Source organism: Streptomyces sp. NPDC001914, assembly GCF_042891215.1.
Classification (GTDB): Bacteria; Actinomycetota; Actinomycetes; order Streptomycetales; family Streptomycetaceae; genus Streptomyces.
Window position 1 is genome coordinate 96392 of the sequence record NZ_JBIASW010000007.1, and the last position, 23791, is coordinate 120182.

Annotated in this window: 21 protein-coding genes; 13 read left to right on the forward strand and 8 right to left on the reverse strand. The window is 72.6% G+C overall.

Annotated elements, in window-relative coordinates; all coding sequences use genetic code 11:
* Positions 1–48: 48 nt before the first annotated feature.
* Genes ACFYYF_RS20880 through hmgA form a run of 3 tightly spaced genes read right to left on the reverse strand, consistent with a single transcriptional unit; the run spans position 49 to position 3435 of the window.
* Positions 49–1263 carry a type ISP restriction/modification enzyme gene (locus tag ACFYYF_RS20880; RefSeq protein WP_388777757.1) on the reverse strand — a complete coding sequence of 405 codons (1215 nt, stop codon included), beginning with the start codon at positions 1261–1263 and terminating at the stop codon, positions 49–51.
* Between the two features lie 41 nt (positions 1264–1304).
* Positions 1305–2054: a GntR family transcriptional regulator gene (locus tag ACFYYF_RS20885; protein ID WP_361679744.1), complete on the reverse strand. Its 750-nt coding sequence runs from the start codon at positions 2052–2054 to the stop codon at positions 1305–1307.
* 49 nt (positions 2055–2103) lie between these two features.
* A complete protein-coding gene (hmgA, locus tag ACFYYF_RS20890) occupies positions 2104–3435 on the reverse strand; it encodes a homogentisate 1,2-dioxygenase (RefSeq protein WP_388777760.1) in 1332 nt (443 codons plus the stop codon).
* 192 nt (positions 3436–3627) lie between these two features.
* On the opposite strand from hmgA, the gene ACFYYF_RS20895 reads away from it, so the two are divergent.
* From ACFYYF_RS20895 to ACFYYF_RS20930, 8 genes are all read left to right on the forward strand, one after another.
* Positions 3628–4137, forward strand: coding sequence for a hypothetical protein (locus tag ACFYYF_RS20895; RefSeq protein ID WP_388777763.1), 510 nt, complete (start codon positions 3628–3630; stop codon positions 4135–4137).
* A 174-nt stretch (positions 4138–4311) separates the two neighbouring features.
* Positions 4312–4941 carry a TetR/AcrR family transcriptional regulator gene (locus ACFYYF_RS20900; RefSeq protein WP_361679734.1) on the forward strand — a complete coding sequence of 210 codons (630 nt, stop codon included), beginning with the start codon at positions 4312–4314 and terminating at the stop codon, positions 4939–4941.
* 121 nt (positions 4942–5062) lie between these two features.
* On the forward strand, positions 5063–7321 hold the full coding sequence (locus tag ACFYYF_RS20905) for a molybdopterin oxidoreductase family protein (RefSeq protein ID WP_388777766.1): 2259 nt from the start codon (positions 5063–5065) through the stop codon (positions 7319–7321).
* 185 nt (positions 7322–7506) lie between these two features.
* The gene (locus ACFYYF_RS20910) at positions 7507–8265 is read left to right on the forward strand and encodes a hypothetical protein (protein ID WP_388777768.1); all 759 of its coding nucleotides are present in this window, start codon (positions 7507–7509) and stop codon (positions 8263–8265) included.
* Positions 8252–9031 (forward strand): class F sortase, encoded by a 780-nt coding sequence (locus ACFYYF_RS20915; RefSeq protein ID WP_388777771.1) that lies wholly within the window; start codon positions 8252–8254, stop codon positions 9029–9031. The genes ACFYYF_RS20910 and ACFYYF_RS20915 overlap by 14 nt, the downstream gene beginning before the upstream one ends.
* A 239-nt stretch (positions 9032–9270) precedes the next feature.
* Positions 9271–10614 (forward strand): ABC transporter ATP-binding protein, encoded by a 1344-nt coding sequence (locus tag ACFYYF_RS20920; protein ID WP_388777774.1) that lies wholly within the window; start codon positions 9271–9273, stop codon positions 10612–10614.
* Positions 10615–10758: 144 nt separating this feature from the next.
* Positions 10759–12147 (forward strand): aldehyde dehydrogenase family protein, encoded by a 1389-nt coding sequence (locus ACFYYF_RS20925; RefSeq protein ID WP_388777777.1) that lies wholly within the window; start codon positions 10759–10761, stop codon positions 12145–12147.
* 10 nt (positions 12148–12157) lie between these two features.
* Positions 12158–13240: a Zn-dependent alcohol dehydrogenase gene (locus ACFYYF_RS20930; protein ID WP_388777780.1), complete on the forward strand. Its 1083-nt coding sequence runs from the start codon at positions 12158–12160 to the stop codon at positions 13238–13240.
* Positions 13241–13470: 230 nt separating this feature from the next.
* Here the strand turns inward: ACFYYF_RS20930 and ACFYYF_RS20935 are convergent, their stop codons facing one another.
* Positions 13471–14532: a DMT family transporter gene (locus tag ACFYYF_RS20935; RefSeq protein ID WP_388777783.1), complete on the reverse strand. Its 1062-nt coding sequence runs from the start codon at positions 14530–14532 to the stop codon at positions 13471–13473.
* Between the two features lie 142 nt (positions 14533–14674).
* Entirely contained in the window at positions 14675–15316 is a 642-nt protein-coding gene (locus ACFYYF_RS20940; protein ID WP_361679713.1) for a TetR/AcrR family transcriptional regulator, read from the reverse strand.
* 89 nt (positions 15317–15405) lie between these two features.
* Here ACFYYF_RS20940 and ACFYYF_RS20945 point away from each other — a divergent pair, with 89 nt between their 5' ends.
* The 3 genes from ACFYYF_RS20945 to ACFYYF_RS20955 all read left to right on the forward strand — a co-directional run bounded on the left by ACFYYF_RS20945 (position 15406) and on the right by ACFYYF_RS20955 (position 17610).
* Positions 15406–16557, forward strand: coding sequence for an acyl-CoA dehydrogenase family protein (locus ACFYYF_RS20945; protein WP_361679710.1), 1152 nt, complete (start codon positions 15406–15408; stop codon positions 16555–16557).
* A 65-nt stretch (positions 16558–16622) separates the two neighbouring features.
* Positions 16623–16910: a YiaA/YiaB family inner membrane protein gene (locus tag ACFYYF_RS20950; RefSeq protein WP_151474875.1), complete on the forward strand. Its 288-nt coding sequence runs from the start codon at positions 16623–16625 to the stop codon at positions 16908–16910.
* 73 nt (positions 16911–16983) lie between these two features.
* Positions 16984–17610, forward strand: coding sequence for a TetR/AcrR family transcriptional regulator (locus ACFYYF_RS20955; protein WP_388777786.1), 627 nt, complete (start codon positions 16984–16986; stop codon positions 17608–17610).
* A gap of 61 nt (positions 17611–17671) precedes the next feature.
* Here the strand turns inward: ACFYYF_RS20955 and ACFYYF_RS20960 are convergent, their stop codons facing one another.
* Positions 17672–18133: a MaoC family dehydratase gene (locus tag ACFYYF_RS20960; RefSeq protein WP_365485417.1), complete on the reverse strand. Its 462-nt coding sequence runs from the start codon at positions 18131–18133 to the stop codon at positions 17672–17674.
* 106 nt (positions 18134–18239) lie between these two features.
* On the opposite strand from ACFYYF_RS20960, the gene soxR reads away from it, so the two are divergent.
* A complete protein-coding gene (gene soxR / locus ACFYYF_RS20965; protein WP_388777789.1) occupies positions 18240–18791 on the forward strand; it encodes a redox-sensitive transcriptional activator SoxR in 552 nt (183 codons plus the stop codon).
* Positions 18792–18803: 12 nt separating this feature from the next.
* On the opposite strand, the gene ACFYYF_RS20970 is transcribed toward soxR, so the two are convergent.
* Positions 18804–19910: an RNA ligase (ATP) gene (locus ACFYYF_RS20970; RefSeq protein WP_388777792.1), complete on the reverse strand. Its 1107-nt coding sequence runs from the start codon at positions 19908–19910 to the stop codon at positions 18804–18806.
* A gap of 157 nt (positions 19911–20067) precedes the next feature.
* Complete coding sequence (locus tag ACFYYF_RS20975; RefSeq protein WP_388777795.1) at positions 20068–20670, reverse strand: hypothetical protein; 603 nt, start codon at positions 20668–20670, stop codon at positions 20068–20070.
* Between the two features lie 294 nt (positions 20671–20964).
* Here ACFYYF_RS20975 and ACFYYF_RS20980 point away from each other — a divergent pair, with 294 nt between their 5' ends.
* Positions 20965–23757 (forward strand): penicillin acylase family protein, encoded by a 2793-nt coding sequence (locus tag ACFYYF_RS20980; protein ID WP_388777797.1) that lies wholly within the window; start codon positions 20965–20967, stop codon positions 23755–23757.
* Positions 23758–23791: the final 34 nt, after the last annotated feature.

A 23791-nucleotide genomic window follows, 5' to 3' on the forward strand; every position in this document is an offset into this window, starting at 1 on the left:
ATGCACTGATTTCGCGGAGGCACTCCGGCGGCCGTCCGCCGACGGCTCCTAGAGGAGCGCGAACTGGCCCTCCGGACCCTCTTCGTGGTGGTCGAGCACCGAGGCCGGCCGGCGTGCCGCGTGCGGGACGGGGAGCACCCCCGCCGCGCGCAGTTCCGACCGGGTGATCGGTGAGCGCGGCTCCAACGCGGCCTGCTGGGGCCGCAGTTCCGCGAGGAGGGCCAGCACCGTGATGAGTTCGAGCAGCTCGGACGTCCACGCCTGCGGCCAGCCGGCCGGGCCGATCGCCTCCAGTGTCCCGGGCTCGCTCGCCCCGGTCCGCGCCGCGAACCACTGTTCCAGCACGCGCACGCCGCCGACCTCGAAGTCCCAGGCGTCCGGAGGCACGGGCGAGATCCTGCCGTCGCCGAGGTGCAGGGACTCCTCCGCGCGGTCGTAGTACGGGTCGGTCAGGAGGGGGCCGGTGGCCGGCCGGGTTCCCGGCGGGAGGGCGGACAGCGGCGCGCGCACGTAGGGGCGCCGGCCGCCGGGGAGTTTGGGGCGCTCGCCCTCGCGCCGCATCAGCCGCAGCATGCGCCGCCCCAACTCCACTCCGTACGCCCATGTTTCGGGGTCGGCGGTGAGCGGGACCACGCAGCCGTCCCGGCCGTGCCGCGCGACCGCCGTCGTCCAGGCGAGGACGTCGGCGGCCGTCGGCGCGAGGCCCAGCCGGGAGCCCAGATGCTCCAGCAGGCCCGGTGCCAGGTTCGGTTCACGGCCGCCGGGCCGCCGGTAGAGGGGGCGCACCCGCCCGCCGCGGCCCGCGCTGAGCGGCAGCACGGACGCGGCCAGCAGGGCGGGACCGGAGGACTCGGGCACCGGGGTCTGCTCGACTGCGAACACCTGCTCCTCGTCCGCGACCCGCCACAGCTCGGGGCGGGCCGAGTCGATCAGCCGGTGATCGGGAATCAGCCACTGCTCGTCGAAGGGGGCGCTCAGCACGCGGACCGGCGCCGGGCAGGGGTCCGAGGCCCGCGCGAGGCGGCCCGTCCCGCTGGACTGGCCCGGGAGCTGGGCGACCGCGGAGTGCGTCGTACGCGCCCGGGTCGGCCCGAACAGCGCCTCGCGGTCCTCGCCCTCGGCCCGGACGAGGGCGTCCCAGCGTGCTTTCAGGGATGCCGCGTCGGGGGCCGTCGGCCACCTCCGGCCCAGCCTCGGCGGTGCGACGGACCACGGCATGAGGTCCGCGAGCAGCGGAGCGGCGTCGGGCGTCACGCTCGGCATCGTACGACGCGGGCGCCGCTCGCCGTCCCCGTACGCCATCGTCAGTGTGCGTCGAGGGTGACCGTGAACGAGAAGCGGTCGCCCCGGTAGTGGATGACCGCCACGTCCAGCGCCTGCCCGTCCGCGCCGTGGATGACGCCCGTGTAGCGCAGGATCGGGCTGAGCAGCGGCACTTGGAGCAGCCGCGCCGTCTCCGGGTCGGCGAGCGTGGCCTCCACCGTGTCGGTGATCCGGCTGATGCCGACGCCGAGCACGTCCCGCAGCACCTTGGTCATCGGCCAGCGGATCAGGTCCTCCCGGTCGATGCGGTCGGCCAGCTCCGGCCGGAGGTAGTTGCGCGCGTGGTTCGTCGGTTCGCCCGTCGCCTCGTCGCTGCGCAGCCGGTGGTACGTCGCCACCTCGTCCACATCCGGGAAGAATTCGGCCAGTTCGCCGGAAACGGCCGTCTTCCCCTGGTCCAGCAGCTCGGTCGTCATGCCCGACTGCTGGGCCACGATCGCGTCCACCGAGCCGAGCAGCCGCACGGGCGTGCCCCGCCGGGCGCTCGGCTCGATGAACGTGCCCCGCCGGCGGTGCCGGGTGATGAGCCCCTCGACCTCCAGCTCCTTGAGCGCCTGCCGCATGGTCAGCACGCTCACCCCGTAGTGCCCGGCGAGCTGCTCCTCGGTGGGCAGGCGCAGGGGATCCTGAGGAGTGCGGCCGAGTATGGAGGCGCGCAGGGACTGCGACACCTGGTACCACAGCGGCAGCTTGCGGTTCAGGACGATCGAATCGGGAGCGAAGGAGGTCACGAGGGTATCCGTACCGGTCGCGGGCGTGGAAGGCAACGGCCGGTGAGGTTCAGCCGGCCGGACGGAAGTGCCGTCCGAGTCCCTTCCACACGTCGTCGTAGGCGCGCTGGAGGTGTTCCGCCCCGGCCGCCTGGGCCGTCGCGGTCACCGGCCAGCGGGTCTCGAACATGAACGCCAGGCCGTCGTCGATCTTCTGCGGCCTGAGCTCGGCGGCGCTGGCGCGCAGGAAGGTCTCCTCGTCCGGGCCGTGCGCCGACATCATGTTGTGCAGCGAGCCGCCGCCCGGCACGAAGCCCTCCGCCTTCGCGTCGTACGCCCCCTCGATGAGCCCCATGTACTCGCTCATCACGTTCCGGTGGAAGTACGGCGGCCGGAACGTGTCCTCGCCCACCAGCCAGCGCGGCGCGAAGACGACGAAGTCGACACCGGCCAGACCCGGGGTGTCGGACGGCGAGGTGAGCACCGTGAAGATCGAGGGGTCCGGGTGGTCGTAGCTGATGGAGCCGATCACATTGAAGCGGTGCAGGTCGTACACGTACGGCACGTGGTTGCCGTGCCAGGCGACGACGTCCAGCGGCGAGTGGTCGTACGTCGCCGTCCAGAGGTTGCCGCAGAACTTGTTCACCACCTCGACCGGGCCCTCGACGTCCTCGTAGGCGGCGACCGGGGCGAGGAAGTCACGGGTGTTGGCGAGGCCGTTGGCGCCGATCGGGCCGAGGTCGGGAAGCTGGAAGGGCGCCCCGTAGTTCTCGCACACGTACCCGCGGGAGCCGTGACCGCCCTCCGCCGTGTCCAGCAGCTCCACCCGGAAGCGCACCCCGCGGGGGATCAGCGCCACCTGGCCCGGCTCCACGTGCAGCAGGCCGAACTCGGTGCGCAGCAGCAGTCCGCCGCGCTCCGGGACGATCAGCAGCTCGCCGTCGGCGTCGCTGAACACCCGCTCCATCGACGCGTCGGCGTGGTAGAGGTGCACCGCCATCCCGGTGCGCTGGCTCGCGTCGCCGTTGCCGCCGAGCGTCCACAGGCCCGCGAGGAAGTCCGTCCCGGCGGGGGGTTCGGGGAGCGGGTTCCAGCGCAGCCGGTTCGGGTCGGGCACGGTCTCCGTGAACGGGGCCGTCCGCAGCGTGCCGTTGTCGGCGCGGGTGAACGCGGGGTGCGCGGCCGACGGCCGGATGCGGTACAGCCACGAACGCCGGTTGGACGCCCTCGGCTCGGTGAACGCCGACCCGCTGAGCTGCTCCGCGTACAGCCCGAGCGGTGCGCGCTGCGGCGCGTTGCGGCCGTGCGGCAGGGCCCCCGGGACCGCCTCCGAGCTGTGTTCGTTGCCGAATCCGGAGAGGTAGGCCAGCCCCTCGGCCGTCTTCCTCGCGTCCCCGCTCATGATCGCTCCCTCGCGCCTGATTCCTATGCATCACCGTAGGATTCACTCCCGTCCCGCGCAAGAGGCCGGCGGGAGCGGCTCACGGGTTGGCCGGATTTGCCAGGGGACTAGTCCTCAGGGGTGTCCGCGCGGCCGAAGAACCCGACTTCAGGGGGATCCGGCCGCCATGGGCCTTGCTCTACGCTCCCGCACATGCGGTGGACACGTGGACTGCTCACCGCGCTCACGGTCTGCGCCCTGTCCGGCGGAGCCGCGGGCTGCGGCGCCGGTGACGCGCACGAGCGGGAGACCACGGTCTCGGCCTCGCCCGTGGGCACATTGCTCGACGAGATGGACGAGGAGGGACGGCTCTACCGTGAGGTGGCCAGGAAGGGAGCACCCGAGGTCGCGATCGAGATCCAGCCGGACTCCGCCACCGGCTGGGACGTGCGGCTGACCGTCCGCAACTTCGGCTTCTCGCCCGCGGGCACGCGCGCCGTGCCGGTCGCCGGGCACGGTGTCGCCCACCTGTACGTCGACGGCCGGACCGTCGCCCTGCTGCGCGCCGCCGAGTACCACCTGGCCGAGGACCTGGTGCCGCGCGGCACCCACCAGGTCACCGTGCGGCTGTACGCGGACGACGGCACCGTGTGGGCCGTCCGCGGCAGGCCCGTCGAGAGCACGGCCGACATCACGGCCTCGGGTCCCGCCGCGCAGGGCTGACGCCGGCGCCCTCGCGGGCCGGTGCGGACCGGGGGCGCGACGGGTGGCCGGGGCGCGCGGATGCCCACGGGACATGAGTGGTCGGAGCGCGCGGGTGCGTCCGGACATGAGTGGTCAGGGCACGCAGGTGCGTACTGATGGGTGAGGTTCACCTGACCCCGGCGGAAAGGCATCATGAAGAGCGTGCCCCATGCGACATCGCTCCGTAGAGCGCCCGTACAGCGGCGTAGCGCAGAACGACTGACCAGAATCCTCGACGCCTGTGCCGACCTCCTCGACGAGGTGGGCTACGACGGGCTGAGCACACGGGCCGTGGCCCAACGGGCCGGTGTGCCCATCGGCTCCGTCTACCGCTTCTTCGGCAACAAGCGGGCGATGGCCGACGCCCTCGCCCAGCGCAACCTGGAGCTCTACACCGAACGCGTCACCGAGAGCCTGCGCGGGGCGGACGGGGCGGACTGGCGGGCCGCGATGGACGCGGTGCTCGACGAGTACCTGGCCATGAAGCGCACCGCGCCGGGCTTCTCCCTGGTCGACTTCGGCAACCAGATCCCCGTCGGCGCCCGGTACGCCGAGCCCAACACCCGGGTCGCCGACCGCCTCACCGACCTGCTCTCGGGCTTTCTCGACCGCACCCCGGACGACGATCTGCGCCGCTGCTTCCTGGTCGCCGTGGAGAGCGCCGACACCCTGGTCCACCTGGCCTTCCGCGTCGATCCCGCGGGGGACGAACGGATCATCGAGGAGACGCGCGAACTGCTGCGGGCGTACCTGGCCAGGGTCCTCGACCAGCCCGCCCCCTAGCCCGTCCCCGCATTCCGGCGTTCCCAGGTGACCCCCGCCGTACCCTCCCCGTCATGCGTACCGGTCGGTATGCTCGCTCCCGTCCGTGTGCCAACCGAGCCACCGCCCACCGGGAGGACCCGTGTCCCGTACGTCCGGCACCACCCCCGACTCCCGAACCGCGCTGCGCGTCTGCCCCCTGTGCGAAGCCACCTGCGGGCTGACGCTGACCATCGAGGGCACCCGGGTGACCGGCGCCCGGGGCGACCGCGACGACGTGTTCAGCAAGGGCTTCATCTGCCCGAAGGGCGCCTCGTTCGGCGCCGCCGACGGCGACCCCGACCGGCTGCGCACCCCCCTCGTCCGCGAGGACGGCGAACTGCGCGAGGCCACCTGGGAGGAGGCCTTCGACGCCGTGGCCGCCGGACTGCGCCCGGTCGTCGAGCGGTACGGGCCGCACGCCCTCGGCGTCGTCCTCGGCAACCCGAACGTCCACACCATGGCCGGCGCCCTCTACCCGGCCGTCCTGCTCGGCGCCCTGCGCACGCACAGCGTCTTCTCCGCCTCCACGCTCGACCAGATGCCCAAGCACGTGTCGAGCGGCCTGCTGTTCGGCGACGCCAACGCGATCCCCGTCCCGGACCTGGACCGCACCGACCACCTGCTCCTCATCGGCGCCAACCCGCTGGAGTCCAACGGGAGTCTGTGCACCGCCCCCGACTTCCCCGGCCGGCTCCGCGCGCTGCGGGCCCGCGGCGGCACGCTCACCGTCATCGACCCGCGCCGCACGCGCACGGCGAAGCTCGCCGACCGCCACGTGGCCATCCGCCCCGGCACCGACGCGATGCTCCTCGCGGCGATGGCGTACGTCCTGTTCGAGGAGAAGCTCGTCGACCTCGGCGCGCTCGCCCCGCACGTCCAGGGTGTCGATGAACTCCCGGACGCGCTGCGGGACTTCACTCCCGAGGCGGCGAGCGCGGCCTGCGAGGTGGACGCCGCCACGATCCGGGAACTGGCGCGTGAGCTGGCCGCCGCGCCGACCGCCGCCGTCTACGGCCGCATCGGCAGCTGCACGGTCCCGCACGGCACCCTGGCGAGCTGGCTGGTGGACGTCCTCAACATCCTCACCGGCAACCTCGACCGGCCCGGCGGCGCCCTCTTCCCGACGGCCGCCACCGACAAGGCACCCCGCCCGGCGGGCCCCGGCCGCGGCTTCTCCCTCGGCCGCTGGCACAGCCGGGTGAGCCGGCACCCGGAGGCCAAGGGCGAACTGCCGCTGGCCGCCCTGGCGGAGGAGATCGACACCCCGACCGAGGACGGCAGCCCGGTCCGCGCGGTCATCGCCGTCGCCGCCAACCCGGTCCTGTCCGCGCCCGACGGCCTCCGGCTCGACAAGGCCCTCGAATCGCTGGACTTCATGGTCAGCGTCGACCCGTACCTGAACGAGACCTCGCGCCACGCGCACGTCGTGCTGCCGCCGCCCCCGCCCTCCCGGAGCGCGCACCACGACTTCGCGTTCAACACCCTCGCCGTCCGCAACCAGGTCCGCTACAACCGCCCCGCCGTCCCCCTGGAGGAGGGCAGGATGGCGGAGACCGAGATCCTCGCCCGGCTCGTCCTCGCCGCGACCGGCATGCACGGAGCCGACCCCTCCGCCGTGGACACCATGGTCATCGAGGGCGCCCTCGCCAAGGCGGCCGGGGACGCCGCGTCGCCGGTCCACGGACGCGACCCGCGGGAACTCGCCGCCGCCCTCACCGGCGAGAACGGCCCCGAGCGCCGGCTCGACATGATGCTGCGGCTCGGCCCGTACGGCGACGGCTTCGGCGCACGTCCCGACGGTCTGACCCTGGACAGGCTGCTGGAGCACCCGCACGGCATCGACCTCGGGCCGCTCACCTCCTGCCTGCCGCGCCGGCTCAAGACCCGCAGCGGGAAGATCGAGCTGCTGCCCGGACCGATCGCGGGCGACCTGCCGCGGCTGCGCGAGGCGCTGCGCGAACGCCCGGCGGCGATCGTCCTCGTCGGCCGCCGGCATCTGCGCTCCAACAACAGCTGGATGCACAACGTCCCCGCGCTCACCGGCGGTTCCAACCGCTGCACCCTGCACGTCCACCCCGACGACGCGGCCCGGCTGGGGCTCGCCGACGGGTCGGCCGTGCGGGTCAAGGGCGCCGGGGGAGAGGTGATCGCGCCGGTGGAGGTCACCGACACCGTGCGGCGCGGGGTGGTGAGTCTTCCGCACGGCTGGGGGCACGACCGCCCCGGCACCCGGATGAGCCACGCGGCCCTGGACCCCGGAGTCAACGTCAACCAGCTTCTCGACGGCTCGCTGCTGGACCCGCTGTCCGGAACGGCCGTCCTCAACGGGGTGCCGGTGGAACTGGCGGCCTGCCCCTGACCTGTCGTCGTGTTCCGGGCCGCGCCGGGCCTCCGCCGAACCGTCGCGGCCCGGCGCGGCCTTGCGCCGGAAGAGCGATACCTGACGGGGGTCCGGGCGCAGTTGCGTCCCTTTACGGGTCTTATGTGAGAACTAGTCAGATGAACTGAAATTGGTATGAAATCATCTGACTCGGAGGAGCTCGCATGCCCACCCCGTCCCTCTCCGCGCCACAGCGCGGCGCCGGCGTCCCGTCCGTGACCCGGCGCGGCGCCGGCGCCCTCGCCGCCCTCGCGGTCGCGGGCACCGCTCTCCTCGGTGCCCCGGCCGCCGTCGCCGCCCCCGGTGACAACGGCGACGTCAAGGTCCACGACGCGAACACGCCGTTCGAGAACCAGCGGGACGATCCGAAGGTCTGCCGGTTCTACCTCGACGGCTTCAACTTCGACGCGGGACAGCAGGTCTCCTGGTCGATCGCGCACCAGCCCGGCGCCGCGGGCGACCCCGTCCTGGCGGGCACGCTGACCGCGTCCCCCACCGGGCGCGCCGGGACCCGCATCTTCACCCTGCCCGACGGCCAGTACAAGCTGACCTGGAACTTCCAGGGCGAGAACGGCGCCGGCAAGAGCAAGGTCTTCAAGGTCGACTGCCCCGACGGCTCTCCGAGCCCGAGCCCGACGTCGACCAGGACCGGCGGACCTACCGCGATGCCCGGCCAGACGGGCGGCCCCGGCGGACAGCAGGGCGGCCCCGGTGGACAGCAGGGCGGCCCCGGTGGACAGCAGGGCGGTCCCGGCGGGCAGCAGGGCGGCCCGGGCCCCAACGGCGGACCGCCGGCCGGCGGCGGTGGACTCGCCCACGCGCAGAACTTCTCACCGGTGGCCGGTGCGGCGGCCGCCGGCCTCGTCGTGGCCGGGGGAGTCGTGTTCCTGCGGCTGCGCCGACGCAACAATGGCGCCGCGTAGACGACGGAGGCCCTGGTACCGGACGCGCGCCTACCGCCTGACGAGGACCCTGGTGGTCGCCGTCACGCTGGTGGTGGGCGGCGTCTGGTGGGCGGGGGACGACGAGCCCGCCGGGACGGTGGCGTCCGGCGCCGTACGCGACGCCGGCGCCGCCTCCCCGGCTCCGGCCGGGAAGGCGGGCGCCGGGCACGCACCGGACGCCCGCCCCGGCGGTGCCGCGCACGGTACCCGGCGGCATCCGTCCCCGGCCGCCCGCCGGGCGCCCCGGCCCGCGCCCCCGCCCGCACCGCTGCCGCGCTCCCGGGCCGTCTCGCTGCGGATTCCCTCCCTCGGTGTCGACGCGCCGGTCATCGGCCTCCTGCTGGACCGCGAACGGCGGCTCACCGCCCCGCCCGTGGACGACCCGAAGCCCGTCGGCTGGTACACGAACGGCCCCTCGCCCGGCGAGCGCGGCACGGCCCTCGTCGTCGGCCATCGCGACACCCGGACGGGCCCCGCCGTCTTCGCCCCGCTCGAACGCATCCGCCGCGGCGCGCGCGTCGAGGCTCGGCGCGTGGACGGGCGGACCGCCGTCTATACGGTGGACGTCGTACGCACGTACGCGAAGGCGCACTTCCCCGACCAGGAGGTGTACGGCGACCGGGGGCGCCCCGAACTGCGTCTGATCACCTGCGGCGGCGCCTACGACCGGAAGAACGGATACGCCGCCAACGTCATCGCCTTCGCCCACCTCACGCAGATCCGGGGGAAGGCCGGCGGCCGTTGAGACCGACGCCGTCACCGCGTACCGGGGCCGTGGCGGGAGCTCCCGGTGCCCGGTCCCGGCCCGACCGGTAGCCGATCGTCCGTTTCCGCCCGTACCGAACCCGCCCGTCCGATACCGCCACGTGTCTTCCCCCGGACGTGTGCGGTCCGTTAGCTTCCGTGACCCAAGGTCCCGTACGACCGTGCGGGACGACCGGCCGCGGAGCACCAGCGCCTTGCACGCCCCCGGGGGCACCCGTCATGACACGCGCCATCTCCCTGCACCACGTCAGCAAGTCGTACGCCCGCGGGCCCCGTGCGGTGGAACGGTTCTCGCTGGACATCCGGCCCGGCGAATTCCTCGTGCTGCTCGGCCCCTCGGGCTGCGGCAAGTCGACCGTGCTGAGGATGATCGCGGGACTCGAAGAGGTCACCGAGGGCGAGGTGCGCCTGGACGGGGAGTACTCCAACGACCTGCCGCCCTCCGAGCGGAACATGGCCATGGTGTTCCAGAACTTCGCCCTCTATCCGAGCATGACCAGCCGCGACAACATCGGCTTCCCGCTGCGGATCGAGACGCCCGGCGAGGACCCCCGGGCCCGGGTGGACGCCACCGCCCGGATGCTCGGCATCCAGGACCTCCTCGACCGCTTCCCCAACCAGCTCTCCGGCGGCGAGCGGCAGCGCGTCGCGATGGGCCGGGCGATAGCGCGCCACCCCTCCGCGTTCCTGATGGACGAGCCGCTGTCCAACCTCGACGCCAAGCTCCGCAACCACCTGCGGGCCGAGATCTCCAAGCTCACCAGGAACCTGGGCGCCACCACGGTCTACGTCACCCACGACCAGGCCGAGGCCATGTCGCTCGGCGACCGGGTGGCCGTGATGCGCGGCGGGCTCCTCCAGCAACTGGGCACGCCCCGCACGGTCTACGCGCTTCCCGCGAACGTCTTCGTCGCCGCCTTCATCGGCACCCCCCGGATCAACCTGCTGCGCGGACTCGTCCGGGCCCCGCTCGACGGCGCCATGACGATCAGCCTCGGCAAGCAGTACCTGCGGCTGCCCGAACCCCTGTGCCTGGACCACCAGTTGCTCCGGGTGCAGCAGGGCCGCGAGGTCATCGTCGGGCTGCGCTCCGAGGCCATCCGGCTCGCCAGGCCCTCGCAGGCCAGGCCGGGCGAGGTGGCGATCACCGGTCTGGTCGAGCACGTGGAGTTCCAGGGGCACGAGGTCCTCGTCCACTTCAACACGGGTTCGCGGCCCGCCTTCGTGCCCGAGCTGGAGTCGCCGCGCCCGTCCCGCCCGACGCGCCGGCGCCGCCGTGACGGCACCGTCCTGGACCGGCTGCGGGAGCGCGCAGGGGCGCTGCGGGCCGGACCCGTCGTCGTCCTCGACCACCCCTCGGACGACGAGGCCGATCACTCCGGGCACACACCGCCCGAGGGGCTGCTGCCCGGCGATCTCGTCGTGCGCACCACGCCCGACATCGACCTCCGCCACGGCATGCAGGTCCCGCTGCTCGTGGACCTCGCGCACCTGTTCGTCTTCGACCGGAGCGGCGAGCGGATCTGCCCGGCGCCGGAGCGGCTGCCCGACCTGGAGGAGTGACCTCCCGGGGCGTGCGGCTCGGACTCCTCAGGTGAGGGTGACGGGTGCCGGTGACCTGCCGTGCGGCAGGTCACCCTGGCGCCGCAAAACTATCATCGCTAGTTTAGGGTCCGGACGACGCTGCCCCCGCCCGGGAGGAACACGATGAAGGCACATGACGGCATGTACATCGACGGGGCGTGGCGCCCCGCCGCCGGACGGGACACGATCGAGGTCGTGAACCCGGTCGACGAGCAGGTGATCGGCCACGTCCCGGCGGGCACGGCCGAGGACGTCGACACCGCCGTACGCGCCGCGCGTGCCGCGTTCCCCGGCTGGGCCGCCACCCCGCCCGCCGAACGGGCCGCCCGGCTCACCGCCCTCAGGGACGTCCTGGCCGCCCGCAAGGACGAGATCGCCGAGACCGTCACCGCCGAGCTCGGAGCGCCGCTCGCCTTCTCCCAGGCGGTGCACGCGGGCGTCCCGCTGCTGGTCGCCGGTTCCTACGCCGAACTGGCGGCGACGTACGCCTTCGAGGAGAAGGTCGGCAACTCGACCGTCTACCAGGAGCCGGTCGGCGTCGTCGGCGCGATCACGCCCTGGAACTACCCGCTGCACCAGATCGTCGCCAAGGTCGCCTCCGCGCTCGCCGCCGGCTGCACGGTGGTGCTGAAGCCCGCCGAGGACACCCCGCTCACCGCCCAGCTCTTCGCCGAGGCCGTGGCCGAGGCGGGCGTCCCGGCCGGTGTCTTCAACCTCGTCACCGGCCTCGGCCCGGTCGCGGGCCAGGCCCTCGCCGAGCACCCGGACGTCGACCTGGTCTCCTTCACCGGCTCCACCGCCGTCGGCCGGAGGATCGGCGCGGCCGCCGGTGCGGCGGTCAAGCGGGTCGCCCTCGAACTCGGCGGCAAGTCCGCCAACGTCATCCTGGCGAGCGCCGACCTCGCCAAGGCCGTGAACGTCGGCGTGGCCAACGTGATGTCCAACTCCGGCCAGACGTGCAGCGCCTGGACCCGCATGCTGGTCCCCGCCGAGCGCTACGACGAAGCGGTCGAGCTCGCCGCGGCCGCCGCCGTGAAGTACGGCGACCGCATCGGGCCCGTCGTCAACGCGCGGCAGCGGGACCGGGTGCGCGGATACATCGAGAAGGGCGTCGCCGAGGGCGCGCGGCTCGTCGCGGGTGGCGCCGAATCCCCGCGCGAACAGGGCTACTTCGTCAGCCCCACCGTCTTCGCCGACGTCACCGAGGGGATGACGATCGCGCAGGAGGAGATCTTCGGCCCGGTCCTGTCGATCCTGCGCTACGAGGACGAGGAGGACGCCCTGCGGATCGCCAACGGCACCGTGTACGGGCTCGCGGGAGCGGTGTGGGCGGGCGAGGAGTCGGAGGCGGTCGCGTTCGCGCGGCGGCTCGACACCGGCCAGGTCGACATCAACGGGGGACGTTTCAACCCCCTGGCCCCCTTCGGGGGTTACAAGCAGTCGGGCGTGGGACGCGAACTCGGCGCCCACGGCCTGTCCGAATACCTCCAGACCAAGTCCCTCCAGTTCTAGGAGCGTTCACGTGGTTCGCGCCGCCGTCCTTTCCGCCGTGGGTGCCCCCCTGGAGATCGCCGAGATCGAACTCCCCGATCCCGGACCGGGCCAGGTCCGGGTGAGACTCGCCGCCGCCGGGGTCTGCCACTCCGACCTGTCCCTGACCAACGGCACCATGCGGGTCCCGGTGCCCGCCGTGCTCGGCCATGAGGGCGCCGGCACCGTCGTCGCCGTCGGTGAGGGGGTCACCGAGGTCGCGCCCGGCACCCCTGTCGTCCTCAACTGGGCCCCCTCCTGCGGGCGTTGTCACGCCTGCTCGCTCGGCGAGGTGTGGCTGTGCGCCGACGCGCTCACCGGCGCGGGAACGGTCTACGCCCGCCGCGCCTCCGACGGGAGCGATCTGCACCCCGGCCTGAACGTCGCCGCGTTCGCCGAGGAGACGGTGGTGCCGGTGGCCTGCGTCCTGCCCGCCCCGGACGGCATCCCGCTCACCGAGGCCGCCCTGCTCGGCTGTGCCGTCCTCACCGGCTACGGCGCCGTGCACCACTCCGCCAAGGTCCGGCCGGGCGAGACCGTCGCCGTGTTCGGGGCCGGCGGGGTCGGGCTCGCCGCTCTGCAGGCCGCCCGGATCGCGGGCGCGCCGCAGATCGTCGCGGTGGACGTCTCGCCCGAGAAGGAGGCGCTGGCCCGGGAGGCCGGGGCCACCGACTACGTCGTCGCCTCCGGCACCACCGCCCGCGAGATCCGCGCCCTGACCGGCGGTCACGGCGTCGACGTCGCCGTCGAGTGCGTCGGCCGCGCCGTCACCATCCGTACCGCCTGGGAGTCGACCCGGCGCGGTGGCCGCACCACCGTGGTCGGCATCGGCGGCAAGGACCAGCAGGTCACCTTCAACGCCCTGGAGATCTTCCACTGGGGCAGGACCCTCGCCGGCTGCGTGTACGGCGACTCCGACCCGGCACGCGATCTCCCGGTGCTCGCCGAGCACGTCCGCGCCGGCCGGCTGGACCTCGGCGGCCTGGTCACCGACCGCATCGCCCTGGACGGCATCCCGGCGGCCTTCGACAACATGATCGCCGGCAAGGGGGGCCGGTCGCTGGTGGTCTTCTAACGCCTGCCTGGCGGTGTATGTCCGGCGTTCCCGCCCGGCGGCTTCTGCCTGGCGGCACCTGGCCGGCGAGCCCGCCCGGTGGCGCCTGCCGGGTGGCGCCTGCCGGGCGGCGTCTGTCCGGCGACCCGGCCCGGTGGCGCCTGCACGGCGGCCCCCGTCCGGCGTTCCCCGCGGCTGACGCCTCCGGGCCGCCCCGGAAGGACGTGAGCGTCCCCGAGGCGGCCCGGAGGTCAGGCCTGTTCGGTCCGGCTGCCGGCCTCCGCCGCCGTCGTGGGCACCGGAGCTCCCTCCGGAGCCGTGCCCGCGTCCGGGGCCGGCGAGGGCGCCCCACCGGGCACGGCGGCCGGTACCGCGGCGGCATCCGGCACGGGCAGCTCCGCCGACGGCGCCTCCCGGCGCGGCCGGGAGCGTGACACCGCCACACCGGCCAGACACAGCACCCCGCCCGCCAGCGTCAGCAGTCCCGGGACCTCGTCGAGGAAGAGCCAGGACATCAGCACCACCAGGGCGGGCACCGCGTACGTCGTCGCGCCCATGCGGCTGGCACTCGTCCGGGACAGGGCGTACGCCCAGGTCGTGAAGGCCAGCGCGGTCGGGAAGACGCCCAGATAGACCATGTTCAGCGTGGCCGACAGGGGCGCGGCGCCCGCGTCGTGGACGAGTTGCCCCGCGAACGGCAGGCACACCACGGCCCCGACCAGACAGCCGAACGTCGTCACCTGGAGCACGCTCGCCCGCCCGAGCGCCGGCTTCTGCGCGACGACGCCCGCGGCGTACGCGACGGCGGCGAGCAGACACAGGACGACCCCGAGCACCGACGAACCGCCGTCACCGGACATCGACAGCCCCACCGCGACCGCGCCCGCGAACGACACCGCCATGCCGGCCAGCAGCCGCGGCGGCATCGCGTCCCCGAGCAGCCGGGCGCCGAGCAGGGCGATCAGGATCGGGCCGATGTTCACCACCAGCGCCGCCGTACCGGCGTCCACCTGCTGCTCGCCCCAGTTCAGGGCGACCATGTAGAAGCCGAACCACAGCACCCCGGATATCGCGATGCCGCGCCAGGCACCGCGCGGCGGCAGCCCCTCGCCCCGTACGACGCACACGGCACCGAGCACCAGGGCTCCGGCCAGCAGGCGTCCGAGGGCCAGCGCGCCGGGCGAGTACGCGGCCCCCGCGCTGCGGATCGCGACGAACGCGGAGGCCCACAGGACGACGGTGACGGCCGCGGCTCCGGCGGCGAGCAGGTGGGCGCGCCGACCTGGCGCCGCGGCGGGGGAGGTGTTCATCATGCTCCAGAGGCTAGGCGGGACACGGTGGCCGGTCTCGCGGATTTCGGACCTCGAGGACACCCCCGGCCGCCGAGGCCGGCCGGCCCCCGACCAGCGGCCGATCGGGAACGCACTCCCGAGCCCGGCCGCGGACCCCGGCCGCTCAGCCCTCCCGGACGAGCCCCGCGTACTGCACCGCGAGGCCGTCGAGGAGGGCGCCGAGCCCTGTCTCGAAGGCCCGCTCGTCGATCTTCTCCTGCTGTTCGGCGAGCAGGTGCGCCTGTCCCAGGTGGGGGTAGTCCTCCGGGTCGTACGCGCTCTCGTCGTCCACGAAGCCGCCGGCGAAGGAACCCAGAGCGGACCCCATGATGAAGTACCGCATCAGCGCCCCGATCGAGGTCGCCTGGGCCGGCGGCCAGCCCGCGTCGACCATGGCGCCGAAGACGGCGTCCGCGAGCCGGAGTCCGGCGGGCCTGCGGCCCGGCCCGCGGGCGAGGACCGGGACGATGTTCGGGTGGTCGCGCAGGGCCGCGCGGTAGGAGACGGCCCAGTCGCGCAGCGCGGTCCGCCAGTCGCGGCCGTCCTCGAACATCGACAGTTCGACCTGCGCGCTCACCGAGTCCGCGACCGCCTCGAGGATCTGGTCCTTGGTGCGGAAGTGGTTGTAGAGGGAGGGTCCGCTCACGCCCAGTTCCGCCGCGAGCCGGCGCGTCGAGACGGCAGCCAGGCCCTCGGCGTCCACCAGTGCCCGTGCCGTCTCGACGATGCGGTCGGTGCTGAGGAGGGGCTTGCGCGGTCGGGCCATGGCGCACATAGTAGGGCTGCACCATGAAACTAGCAGTGCTAATTTAAATGTACGGCTTTCAAAGTCCGCTATCTGTGGGGTGACCCGGCATGAACCTTGGGCTCAGCGATGAGCAGACCGCCGTCCGGCAGCTCGCCAAGGACTTCGTGCACCGCGAGATCGCCCCGCACGTCGTCGCCTGGGACCGCGCGGAGGACGTCGACCGCTCCATCGTGAAGAAGCTCGGCGAGGTCGGCTTCCTCGGTCTCACCGTCGACGAGGAGTACGGCGGCAGCGGCGGCGACCACCTCGCGTACTGCCTGGTCACCGAGGAACTCGGGCGCGGGGACTCCTCCGTGCGCGGGATCGTCTCCGTCTCGCTCGGGCTCGTCGCCAAGTCGATCGCCGCCTGGGGGAACGAGGAGCAGAAGCGGCGCTGGCTGCCGGGGCTGACCTCCGGCGAGTACGTCGGCTGCTTCGGGCTCACCGAGCCCGGCACCGGCTCCGACGCGGGACAGCTCTCGACCCGCGCCGTGCGCGACGGCGGCGACTACGTGATCAACGGCAGCAAGATGTTCATCACGAACGGCACCTGGGCCGATGTCGTGCTGCTCTTCGCACGCTCCACGGACGCCCCGGGCCACAAGGGCGTCTCCGCCTTCCTGGTGCCCACCGACACCCCCGGCCTGACCCGCCGCACCGTCCACGGCAAGCTCGGGCTGCGCGGCCAGGCCACCGCCGAACTCGCCTTCGAGGACGTGCGCGTGCCGGCGAGCGCGATGATGGCGCCCGAGGGCAAGGGCTTCACGGTGGCCATGTCGGCACTGGCGAAGGGCAGGATGTCGGTGGCCGCGGGCTGTGTCGGCATCGCCCAGGCCGCCCTCGACGCGGCGGTGGCCTACGCGACCGAGCGGGAGCAGTTCGGCAAGACGATCGCCCACCACCAGCTCGTCCAGGAGCTGATCAGCGACATCGCCGTCGACGTGGACGCGGCGCGGCTGCTGACCTGGCGGGTCGCCGACCTCGTGGACCGCGGACTGCCGTTCGCGACCGAGTCCTCGAAGGCCAAGCTCTTCGCCTCCGAGGCGGCCGTGCGCGCGGCGAACAACGCCCTCCAGGTCTTCGGCGGTTACGGATACATCGACGAGTACCCGGTCGGCAAACTGCTGCGCGACGCCCGGGTGATGACCCTCTACGAGGGCACCAGCCAGATACAGAAACTGCTCATCGGACGTGCCCTGACGGGTGTCTCGGCGTTCTGACGCTGAGTACGTGCCTGAGTACGACGGCGGATGTGGCGGCGGCCACGTCCGCCGATCCTTGTCCCATGACCGAGACACCCGTCAAACAGCAGAGCACGACCGCCTTCTACGGCCAGGCCGTCGCCTCCTTCGCCATCGCCATGGCGGCCACGTCCATCGGCATCTATCGGCTGGACACCGATGCCTGGGTCCGGGCCTTCCTGGCCATCGCGGTCCTGTACCTCGTCACCTCCGCCTTCACCCTGGCCAAGGTGATCAGGGACCGGCAGGAGGCCGGTCAGATAGTGAGCCGGGTCGACCAGGCGCGGCTGGAGAAGCTCCTCGCCGAGCACGACCCTTTCGAGAAGATCTGAGCAGGCGCGCTAAGCGACCGCTCACCTTCGGCGGTATGGTGTAGCTCCTGTCACCGAGAAGGGCGAGTGAGCGATGAGCACGGCGCAGGAGACGTCCGGCGGCGAGATGCAGCCGTGGGCCGAGGTGACCCCGGACGCGGCGCGGCGGCTGCTCGTGGCCGCGGTCGAGGCCTTCGCCGAGCGCGGGTACCACGCCACGACCACCCGGGACATCGCGGGCCGCGCGGGCATGAGCCCGGCCGCTCTGTACATCCACTACAAGACCAAGGAAGAGCTGCTCCACCGGATCAGCCGCATCGGCCACGACAAGGCGCTCGACATCGTGCGCACCGCCGCCGGGGCCGAGGGCACGGCGGCCGAACGGCTCTCCGACGCCGTGCGGTCCTTCGTACGGTGGCACGCGGGCCAGCACACCACCGCCCGCGTCGTCCAGTACGAACTGGAGGCGCTCGGGCCCGACGCCCGCGCGGAGATCATCGCGCTGCGCCGGCAGGTCGACGCGGAGGTCCGCGGCATCATCCAGGACGGTGTCGCGACCGGCGAGTTCGACGTCCCGGACGTCCCCGGGACCACCGTCGCCGTGCTGTCCCTGTGCATCGACGTGGCCCGCTGGTTCAACGTCGAGGGCCCCCGCACGCCGGACGAGGTCGGCGCGCTGTACGCCGACCTGGTCCGGCGGATGGTGGGCTTCAAGGGATAGCCCCGCCGGCCGCGGGCCCGGAGGCGGTCGGTCCCGGTGCCTCAGGTCGTCGGGCCCGGTGTCAGAGGTAGTAGCGGGAGACCGACTCCGCGACGCACACGGGCTTGTCGCCGCCCTCGCGCTCCACGGTGAAGGCGAGGGAGACCTGTACGCCGCCGGGCACGTCGTCCACCGCGGTGATCGTCCCGGTGGCGCGCAGCCGTGAGCCGACCGGGACGGGCGCGGGGAAGCGGACCTTGTTCGTCCCGTAGTTGACGCCCATCTTCACGCCCTCGACGGCGATCAGCTGCGGGCCGAAGAGCGGCAGCAGCGACAGGGTGAGATAACCGTGCGCGATCGTGGTGCCGAACGGACCCGTCGCGGCCTTCGCGGGGTCGACGTGGATCCACTGGTGGTCGCCGGTGGCCTCGGCGAAGAGGTCGATGCGCTTCTGCTCGATCTCGACCCAGTCCGTGTGTCCCAGCTGCTCGCCCACGGCGCCCCGCAGCTCCTCGACCGTCGCGAACGTCCTCGGCTCTGCCATGTCCCTGGCCTCCCGCATCTCATAGTCTAAGCGACTGCTTAGCATGGTCGGCCGGGCGGCGCATGTCAACGGACCGGACGGGTGGCGCGGTAGGTAGGTTGGAGGAGTGCCCCAGATTCCCGAGACGGTCCACGAGCTGACCGTCGGACAGTTGTCGGCCCGCAGCGGCGCGGCCGTGTCCGCCCTGCACTTCTACGAGTCCAAGGGCCTGATCTCCAGCCGCCGCACCTCGGGCAACCAGCGCCGCTACCACCGTGACGCGCTGCGCCGGGTCGCCTTCGTGCGGGCCGCCCAGCGTGTCGGCATCCCGCTCGCCACGATCCGCGAGGCGCTGGCCGAACTCCCCGAGGAGCGCACGCCGACGCGGGAGGACTGGGCCCGGCTGTCCCGGGCCTGGCGCTTTGAACTCGACGAGCGCATCAAGCAGCTCGGCCGGCTGCGCGACCACCTCACGGACTGCATCGGCTGCGGCTGTCTGTCCCTGGAGACCTGTGTGCTCTCCAACCCCGACGACGTCCTCGGCGGGCGCCAGGCCGGTTCACGGCTCATGGCGGAGCCGGACGGCGCACAGCCGGCGCCGGTCCCGCGGGAGCGGAGACCGGGACCGGCGTGCGAACCGGGGGCGCGACGGGAGCCGGCGGCGGAGGACTGCCGCTGACGGGTCCCGTGCCTACTCGTACTCCGTGCCGCCCTTGCGGGTCAGATAGGCCGGGCTGACCGCCTTCGCTATGGCCCGGCCGCCCGTCACCGGGCTGTACCGCTCGGCGGCGACGAAGGTCCCCTCCGGTCCGTCGGGAGCGGGAGCCCCGGGGCGGATCACGACCCCCTCGCGCAGATGCAGGGCGCGGCCGGACACGGTCTCCCGGCCGGAGGCGGTCGCAAGGACGCGCTCGACGTCGTACGGACCCTCGTACAGCCGCGGCACCAGCGGGAGTTCACCCGCCAGCAGCTCCTGCGCGTCCAGCCAGCGGACCTCGCCGCCGATCTCCGCGGACACGTCGAAGACGGCGTAGCCGATCGTCTCGCGGCGTCCGTCGGCGCCGTACGACAGGTCCTGCACACCGGCTCCGTACACCTCGCCGAAGATGCCGACGCGGCGCGCGCCGAGGCGTCCGGCGATCCGCGCGGCGGCTTCCGCGACTTTGTGCCCGCGCACCGCGCGCCAGTACAGATTGCGCGGATCCTCCTTCAGCGCCAGGGACTTGGCGCCGAAGCCCTTCGAGGAGACGTGGACGCGGTCCTCGTCGGCGAGGTAGGTCAGCAGGCAGGCCGAACCGTGCAGCTTCTCCGTCACGACGACGGGCTCGCCCGGGGTGAAGATGTCCGGGTAGCGCTGGATGTTCTCGATGTCGACCCAGGGCAGCAGGTCGGGCGCCGCCTCCACGTCGCCGTTCATCGTGGGCGGGACCGGCGGGACCCATTTCACGATGCCGAGGAGCTCCGCGAAGTCGGCGCCCTCCTCGGCGGCCCGCGCCAGGTCCACGTCGGCCAGCGCCTTCGGGCGGCACACGATGCCCTGCGACAGCTCACCGCGCAGCCGTACCGCCCTGACCCGGTCCGCCGAACTGCCCGCCAGACGCCCCGTCAGCCCCAGCTCCTCGATCAGCGGGGCCGGCAGCACGGACTGCTCCGGGATGTAGAGCGCCCACTCGCCGGTGCGGTACGCGCCCTTGGCGACCACGGCACGGTACAGGCCCACCTGGGCCAGTTCGAGCGCGTCGGCGTTCGGGTGTTCGTGGACGGTCAGCACTTCGGCGGTGACGCGCAGCGTCGACATGGGGGACTCCTCGGGTTGCTCAGCCGTGTTTCATCGCCCCCAACTGTCCTTGGGAGAAACGGCTGGAACCAGCGGATTTACCCCTGCTACCGTCGCCGCCCCGCGGCGGCGACGTGCACCCGGCCGCGCGGGCGGGCCGCTCGGCCGGGCGTGGTGCTCACGCGGACACGAGCAGCCGGCCGCGCCTGGCGCCGGCCAGGGCCTCCGGGGTCAGGACGGGCCGCGGCACCACGATTCCGCAGCTCGTGCAGACGGGGCCCGACGACGGTTCGTGGGCCAGTTCGTACATCCAGACAAGGCGCTCATCGGCGCACACGGGGCAGACGGTGCCCGGTTCGCGCTCCAGGGCCGCGATGAGCCGGCGCAGCACCTCGGCCAGCGGCTCACGGGGGTGGACACGGGGGTCGTCGCACCAGGCGACGCCGAAGCCGCCCCAGGTCAGCCGGTGCCAGTCGTCGACACTGCCCGGCCTGCGCAGGCCGTCGTGCTTCTCCTTCTTGCGGCGTTCGGCGAACTCGGCCTCGTAGGCGAGCCAGACGGACCGGGCCTCCTCCAGTTCGTCCAGTGCGGCCACGAGCCGCGCCGGATCGGGGGAGCGGTCCTCGGGGTCGAACCCCGCCCGGGAGCACAGATGGTCCCAGGTCGCCCGATGCCCGTAAGGGGCGAACCTCTCCAGGCACTTGCGCAGTGAGTACCGCCGCAGCGCCAGATCACACCTCGGATCTCGCGTCTGTCTCGCCAGACTCCGGAAACCGGCCATCGTCCTGCACCTCCGTCACACCTGCACCTGAACTCCGGTCACTTCGGCGCCGTCCCGTACGGACGTCGTCGAGTAGACGTATCGACAAGCGATTCGGCTCCATCCAATTTTTTGGCGCCCCCGCGAGTCACCCGCCGAGTGTCCTGAGCCCGCCTCCCGTCACCGTCGGCCGGCCGCCCGCCGCGTCTCCGGCGGAACCTCGTTCACTGCGAAACCAAAAACTGACGCATGTTCACCTTCCAAGCCGGGGATACCGGCGGTAACGTCCGGCCACCCCCGTTCGTAGGAGCTGACATGGCACCCAGCGCCCCACGCACCACCTTGGACAGACTGAGAACTCCCCGCAGATTCCCCAAGTTCCTCAAGGCGGCATCCCTATGCGTGCTCATTGCCGGTCTTTTGTCGCCGCTTTCCCCTGCGGCGGCCGCGGACACCTCGGCGACGGCCGCCGCGAACGACTACTGCGGCGGCCAGTGTTCGGACATCCTGCCGCCCGGTGAGAACGGCAACGCCACCCTCGCCCAGATCCTGCTCAACCAGATCTTCGGCACCCAGCCCAGCCACGCCGAGGACCAGCTCGGCCTCTACGGCAACCTGCCCGCGGGCTACTCCACGCTCACCGACGCCAAGATCAACGACTTCTTCAACGACGCCTCCTTCGGCGTCGCCTCGGGCCAGGTCGAGTCGACCACCAAGCCCGGCGGCCGCACGGACGTGACGATCGTCCGCGACAAGAAGACGGGCGTTCCGCACATCACCGGCACCACCCGCTACGGCACCGAGTACGGCGCCGGATACGCCGCGGCCCAGGACCGGCTGTGGCTCATGGACGTCTTCCGGCACGTGGGACGCGGCCAGCTCACCAGCTTCGCCGGCGGCGCGCCCTCCAACCAGGGCCTCGAGCAGGAGTTCTGGCGCAACGCGCCCTACACCGAGGCCGACCTGCAGGCCCAGATCGACAGCGCCACCGCCAAGGCCGGAGCCCGCGGCGCCCAGGCGCTCGCCGACGCGAACGCCTACATCGACGGCGTCAACGCCTACATCGACGCCTCCGACAGCGGCCGCTACTTCCCCGGCGAGTACGTCCTGACCGGCCACAAGGACTCCATCACCAACGCCGGTACCATCGACCACTTCAAGCTCACCGACCTGGTCGCGCTGGCCTCCGTCATCGGCTCGCTCTTCGGCTCCGGCGGCGGCGGCGAGGTCAACAACGCCATCTCCCTGCTCGCCGCCCAGTCCAAGTACGGCGTCGCCGAGGGCACCAAGGTCTGGGAGTCCTTCCGCGAGCGCAACGACCCGGAAGCCGCGCTCACCGTGCACAACGGGGAGAGCTTCCCGTACGCCACCAAGCCCGACAGCGCGCAGGGCGAGGCCCTGCCCGACGCCGGCTCGGTGACCCAGGAGCCGCTGGTCTACGACCGCACGGGCAGCGCGGCCACCGCGAGCGCCGCCGGCGCCTCGACGACCGCGGCCAGGACCGCGCTCACCTCGGCGAAGCGCGGGATGTCCAACGCCCTCGTGGTCAGCGGCAAGCACACCGCGAGCGGCCACCCGATCGCCGTCTTCGGCCCGCAGACCGGCTATTTCGCGCCACAGCTCCTCATGCTCCAGGAGATCCAGGGGCCCGGGATCAGCGCCCGCGGCGCCTCCTTCGCGGGGCTGAGCATGTACGTCGAACTCGGCCGCGGCCAGGACTACTCCTGGAGCGCGACGACCTCCGGCCAGGACATCATCGACACGTACGCCGTCGAACTGTGCCAGGACGACTACCACTACCTGTACCACGGCACCTGCACGGCGATGGACAAGGTCGAGCGGACCAACTCCTGGAAGCCGACCACGGCCGACGGCACCGCGGCCGGCTCGTACCGGATGCAGGTCTACCGCACCAAGTACGGGCCCGTGGCCTATCGCGCGACGGTGGGCGGCAAGAAGGTCGCGTACACCACCCTGCGCACCTCCTTCATGCACGAGGCCGACTCGATCATCGGCTTCCAGATGCTCAACGACCCCGACTTCGTGAAGAGTCCGGCGACCTTCCAGAGCGCGGTGCAGAACATCAACTACACCTTCAACTGGTTCTACGCGGACTCGGCGCACACCGCCTACTACAACAGCGGTGACAACCCGGTACGGGCGAACGGCGTCGACGCGGAGTTCCCGGTCTGGGCGCAGTCCGCGTACGAGTGGCGCGGCTGGGACCCGGCCACGAACACCGCCTCCTACACCCCGGCGTCCGCGCACCCCAACTCGCTGGACCAGGACTACTACATCTCCTGGAACAACAAGCAGGCCAAGGACTACACCACGGCCTCCTGGGGCAACGGCTCGGTGCACCGGGGCGACCTGCTGGAGGACCGGGTGTCCAAGCTCGTCGCGGCGGGCGGGGTGACCAGATCCGCGCTGGTGAAGGCGATGGCCGACGCGGCACTCGCCGACCTGCGCGCCGAGGACGTGCTCCCCGACCTGCTCAAGGTCGTCAACAGCTCGCCGGTCACGGACTCCACGGCGGCCGCCGCCGTGAGCAAGCTGTCCGCGTGGGTGACGGCGGGCGCCAGACGCAAGGAGACCTCGTCGGGTTCGCACACCTACGCCGACGCCGACGCGATCCGCATCCTGGACGCCTGGTGGCCGCTGCTGGTGAAGGCGGAGTTCCAGCCGGGGCTCGGCAGCGACCTGTACACCGCGTTCGGCAACAACCTCCCCGTCGACGAGGCGCCGTCCGCCGGACACGGACCGACCGGCTCGCACGCCGGAAGCTCCTTCCAGTACGGCTGGTGGAGCTATGTCGACAAGGACATCCGGGCGGTGCTCGGCGAGTCCGTGCAGGGCGGCCTGTCGCAGACGTACTGCGGCGGCGGCAGCCTCACCGCCTGCCGGGACCTCCTGATCAGCTCGCTGAAGGAGGCGGCCGGCAAGACCGCGGCGACCGTCTACCCCGGCGACGAGCAGTGCTCGGCGGGCGACCAGTGGTGCGCCGACTCGATCGTCCAGCGGACGCTCGGCGGCATCAAGCACGGCAAGATCACCTGGCAGAACCGGCCGACCTACCAGCAGGTCGTCGAGTACACCTCGCACCGATGAGCACGGGGCGGCGCCGGGGGAACCCCTCCTAGGA

Excerpts from the sequence above, each read along its gene's own strand:
- ACFYYF_RS20925 (WP_388777777.1), top strand. The coding sequence starts at position 10,759 with ATGAAGGCACATGACGGCATGTACATCGACGGGGCGTGGCGCCCCGCC.
- ACFYYF_RS20940 (WP_361679713.1), bottom strand. The coding sequence starts at position 15,316 with ATGGCCCGACCGCGCAAGCCCCTCCTCAGCACCGACCGCATCGTCGAG.
- ACFYYF_RS20915 (WP_388777771.1), top strand. The coding sequence starts at position 8,252 with ATGGCGCCGCGTAGACGACGGAGGCCCTGGTACCGGACGCGCGCCTAC.
- ACFYYF_RS20895 (WP_388777763.1), top strand. The coding sequence starts at position 3,628 with ATGCGGTGGACACGTGGACTGCTCACCGCGCTCACGGTCTGCGCCCTG.
- ACFYYF_RS20935 (WP_388777783.1), bottom strand. The coding sequence starts at position 14,532 with ATGATGAACACCTCCCCCGCCGCGGCGCCAGGTCGGCGCGCCCACCTG.
- ACFYYF_RS20900 (WP_361679734.1), top strand. The coding sequence starts at position 4,312 with ATGAAGAGCGTGCCCCATGCGACATCGCTCCGTAGAGCGCCCGTACAG.
- ACFYYF_RS20910 (WP_388777768.1), top strand. The coding sequence starts at position 7,507 with ATGCCCACCCCGTCCCTCTCCGCGCCACAGCGCGGCGCCGGCGTCCCG.
- ACFYYF_RS20970 (WP_388777792.1), bottom strand. The coding sequence starts at position 19,910 with ATGTCGACGCTGCGCGTCACCGCCGAAGTGCTGACCGTCCACGAACAC.
- ACFYYF_RS20975 (WP_388777795.1), bottom strand. The coding sequence starts at position 20,670 with ATGGCCGGTTTCCGGAGTCTGGCGAGACAGACGCGAGATCCGAGGTGT.
- ACFYYF_RS20945 (WP_361679710.1), top strand. The coding sequence starts at position 15,406 with ATGAACCTTGGGCTCAGCGATGAGCAGACCGCCGTCCGGCAGCTCGCC.
- ACFYYF_RS20950 (WP_151474875.1), top strand. The coding sequence starts at position 16,623 with ATGACCGAGACACCCGTCAAACAGCAGAGCACGACCGCCTTCTACGGC.
- ACFYYF_RS20920 (WP_388777774.1), top strand. The coding sequence starts at position 9,271 with ATGACACGCGCCATCTCCCTGCACCACGTCAGCAAGTCGTACGCCCGC.
- ACFYYF_RS20955 (WP_388777786.1), top strand. The coding sequence starts at position 16,984 with ATGAGCACGGCGCAGGAGACGTCCGGCGGCGAGATGCAGCCGTGGGCC.
- ACFYYF_RS20960 (WP_365485417.1), bottom strand. The coding sequence starts at position 18,133 with ATGGCAGAGCCGAGGACGTTCGCGACGGTCGAGGAGCTGCGGGGCGCC.
- ACFYYF_RS20980 (WP_388777797.1), top strand. The coding sequence starts at position 20,965 with ATGGCACCCAGCGCCCCACGCACCACCTTGGACAGACTGAGAACTCCC.
- hmgA (WP_388777760.1), bottom strand. The coding sequence starts at position 3,435 with ATGAGCGGGGACGCGAGGAAGACGGCCGAGGGGCTGGCCTACCTCTCC.
- ACFYYF_RS20880 (WP_388777757.1), bottom strand. The coding sequence starts at position 1,263 with ATGCCGAGCGTGACGCCCGACGCCGCTCCGCTGCTCGCGGACCTCATG.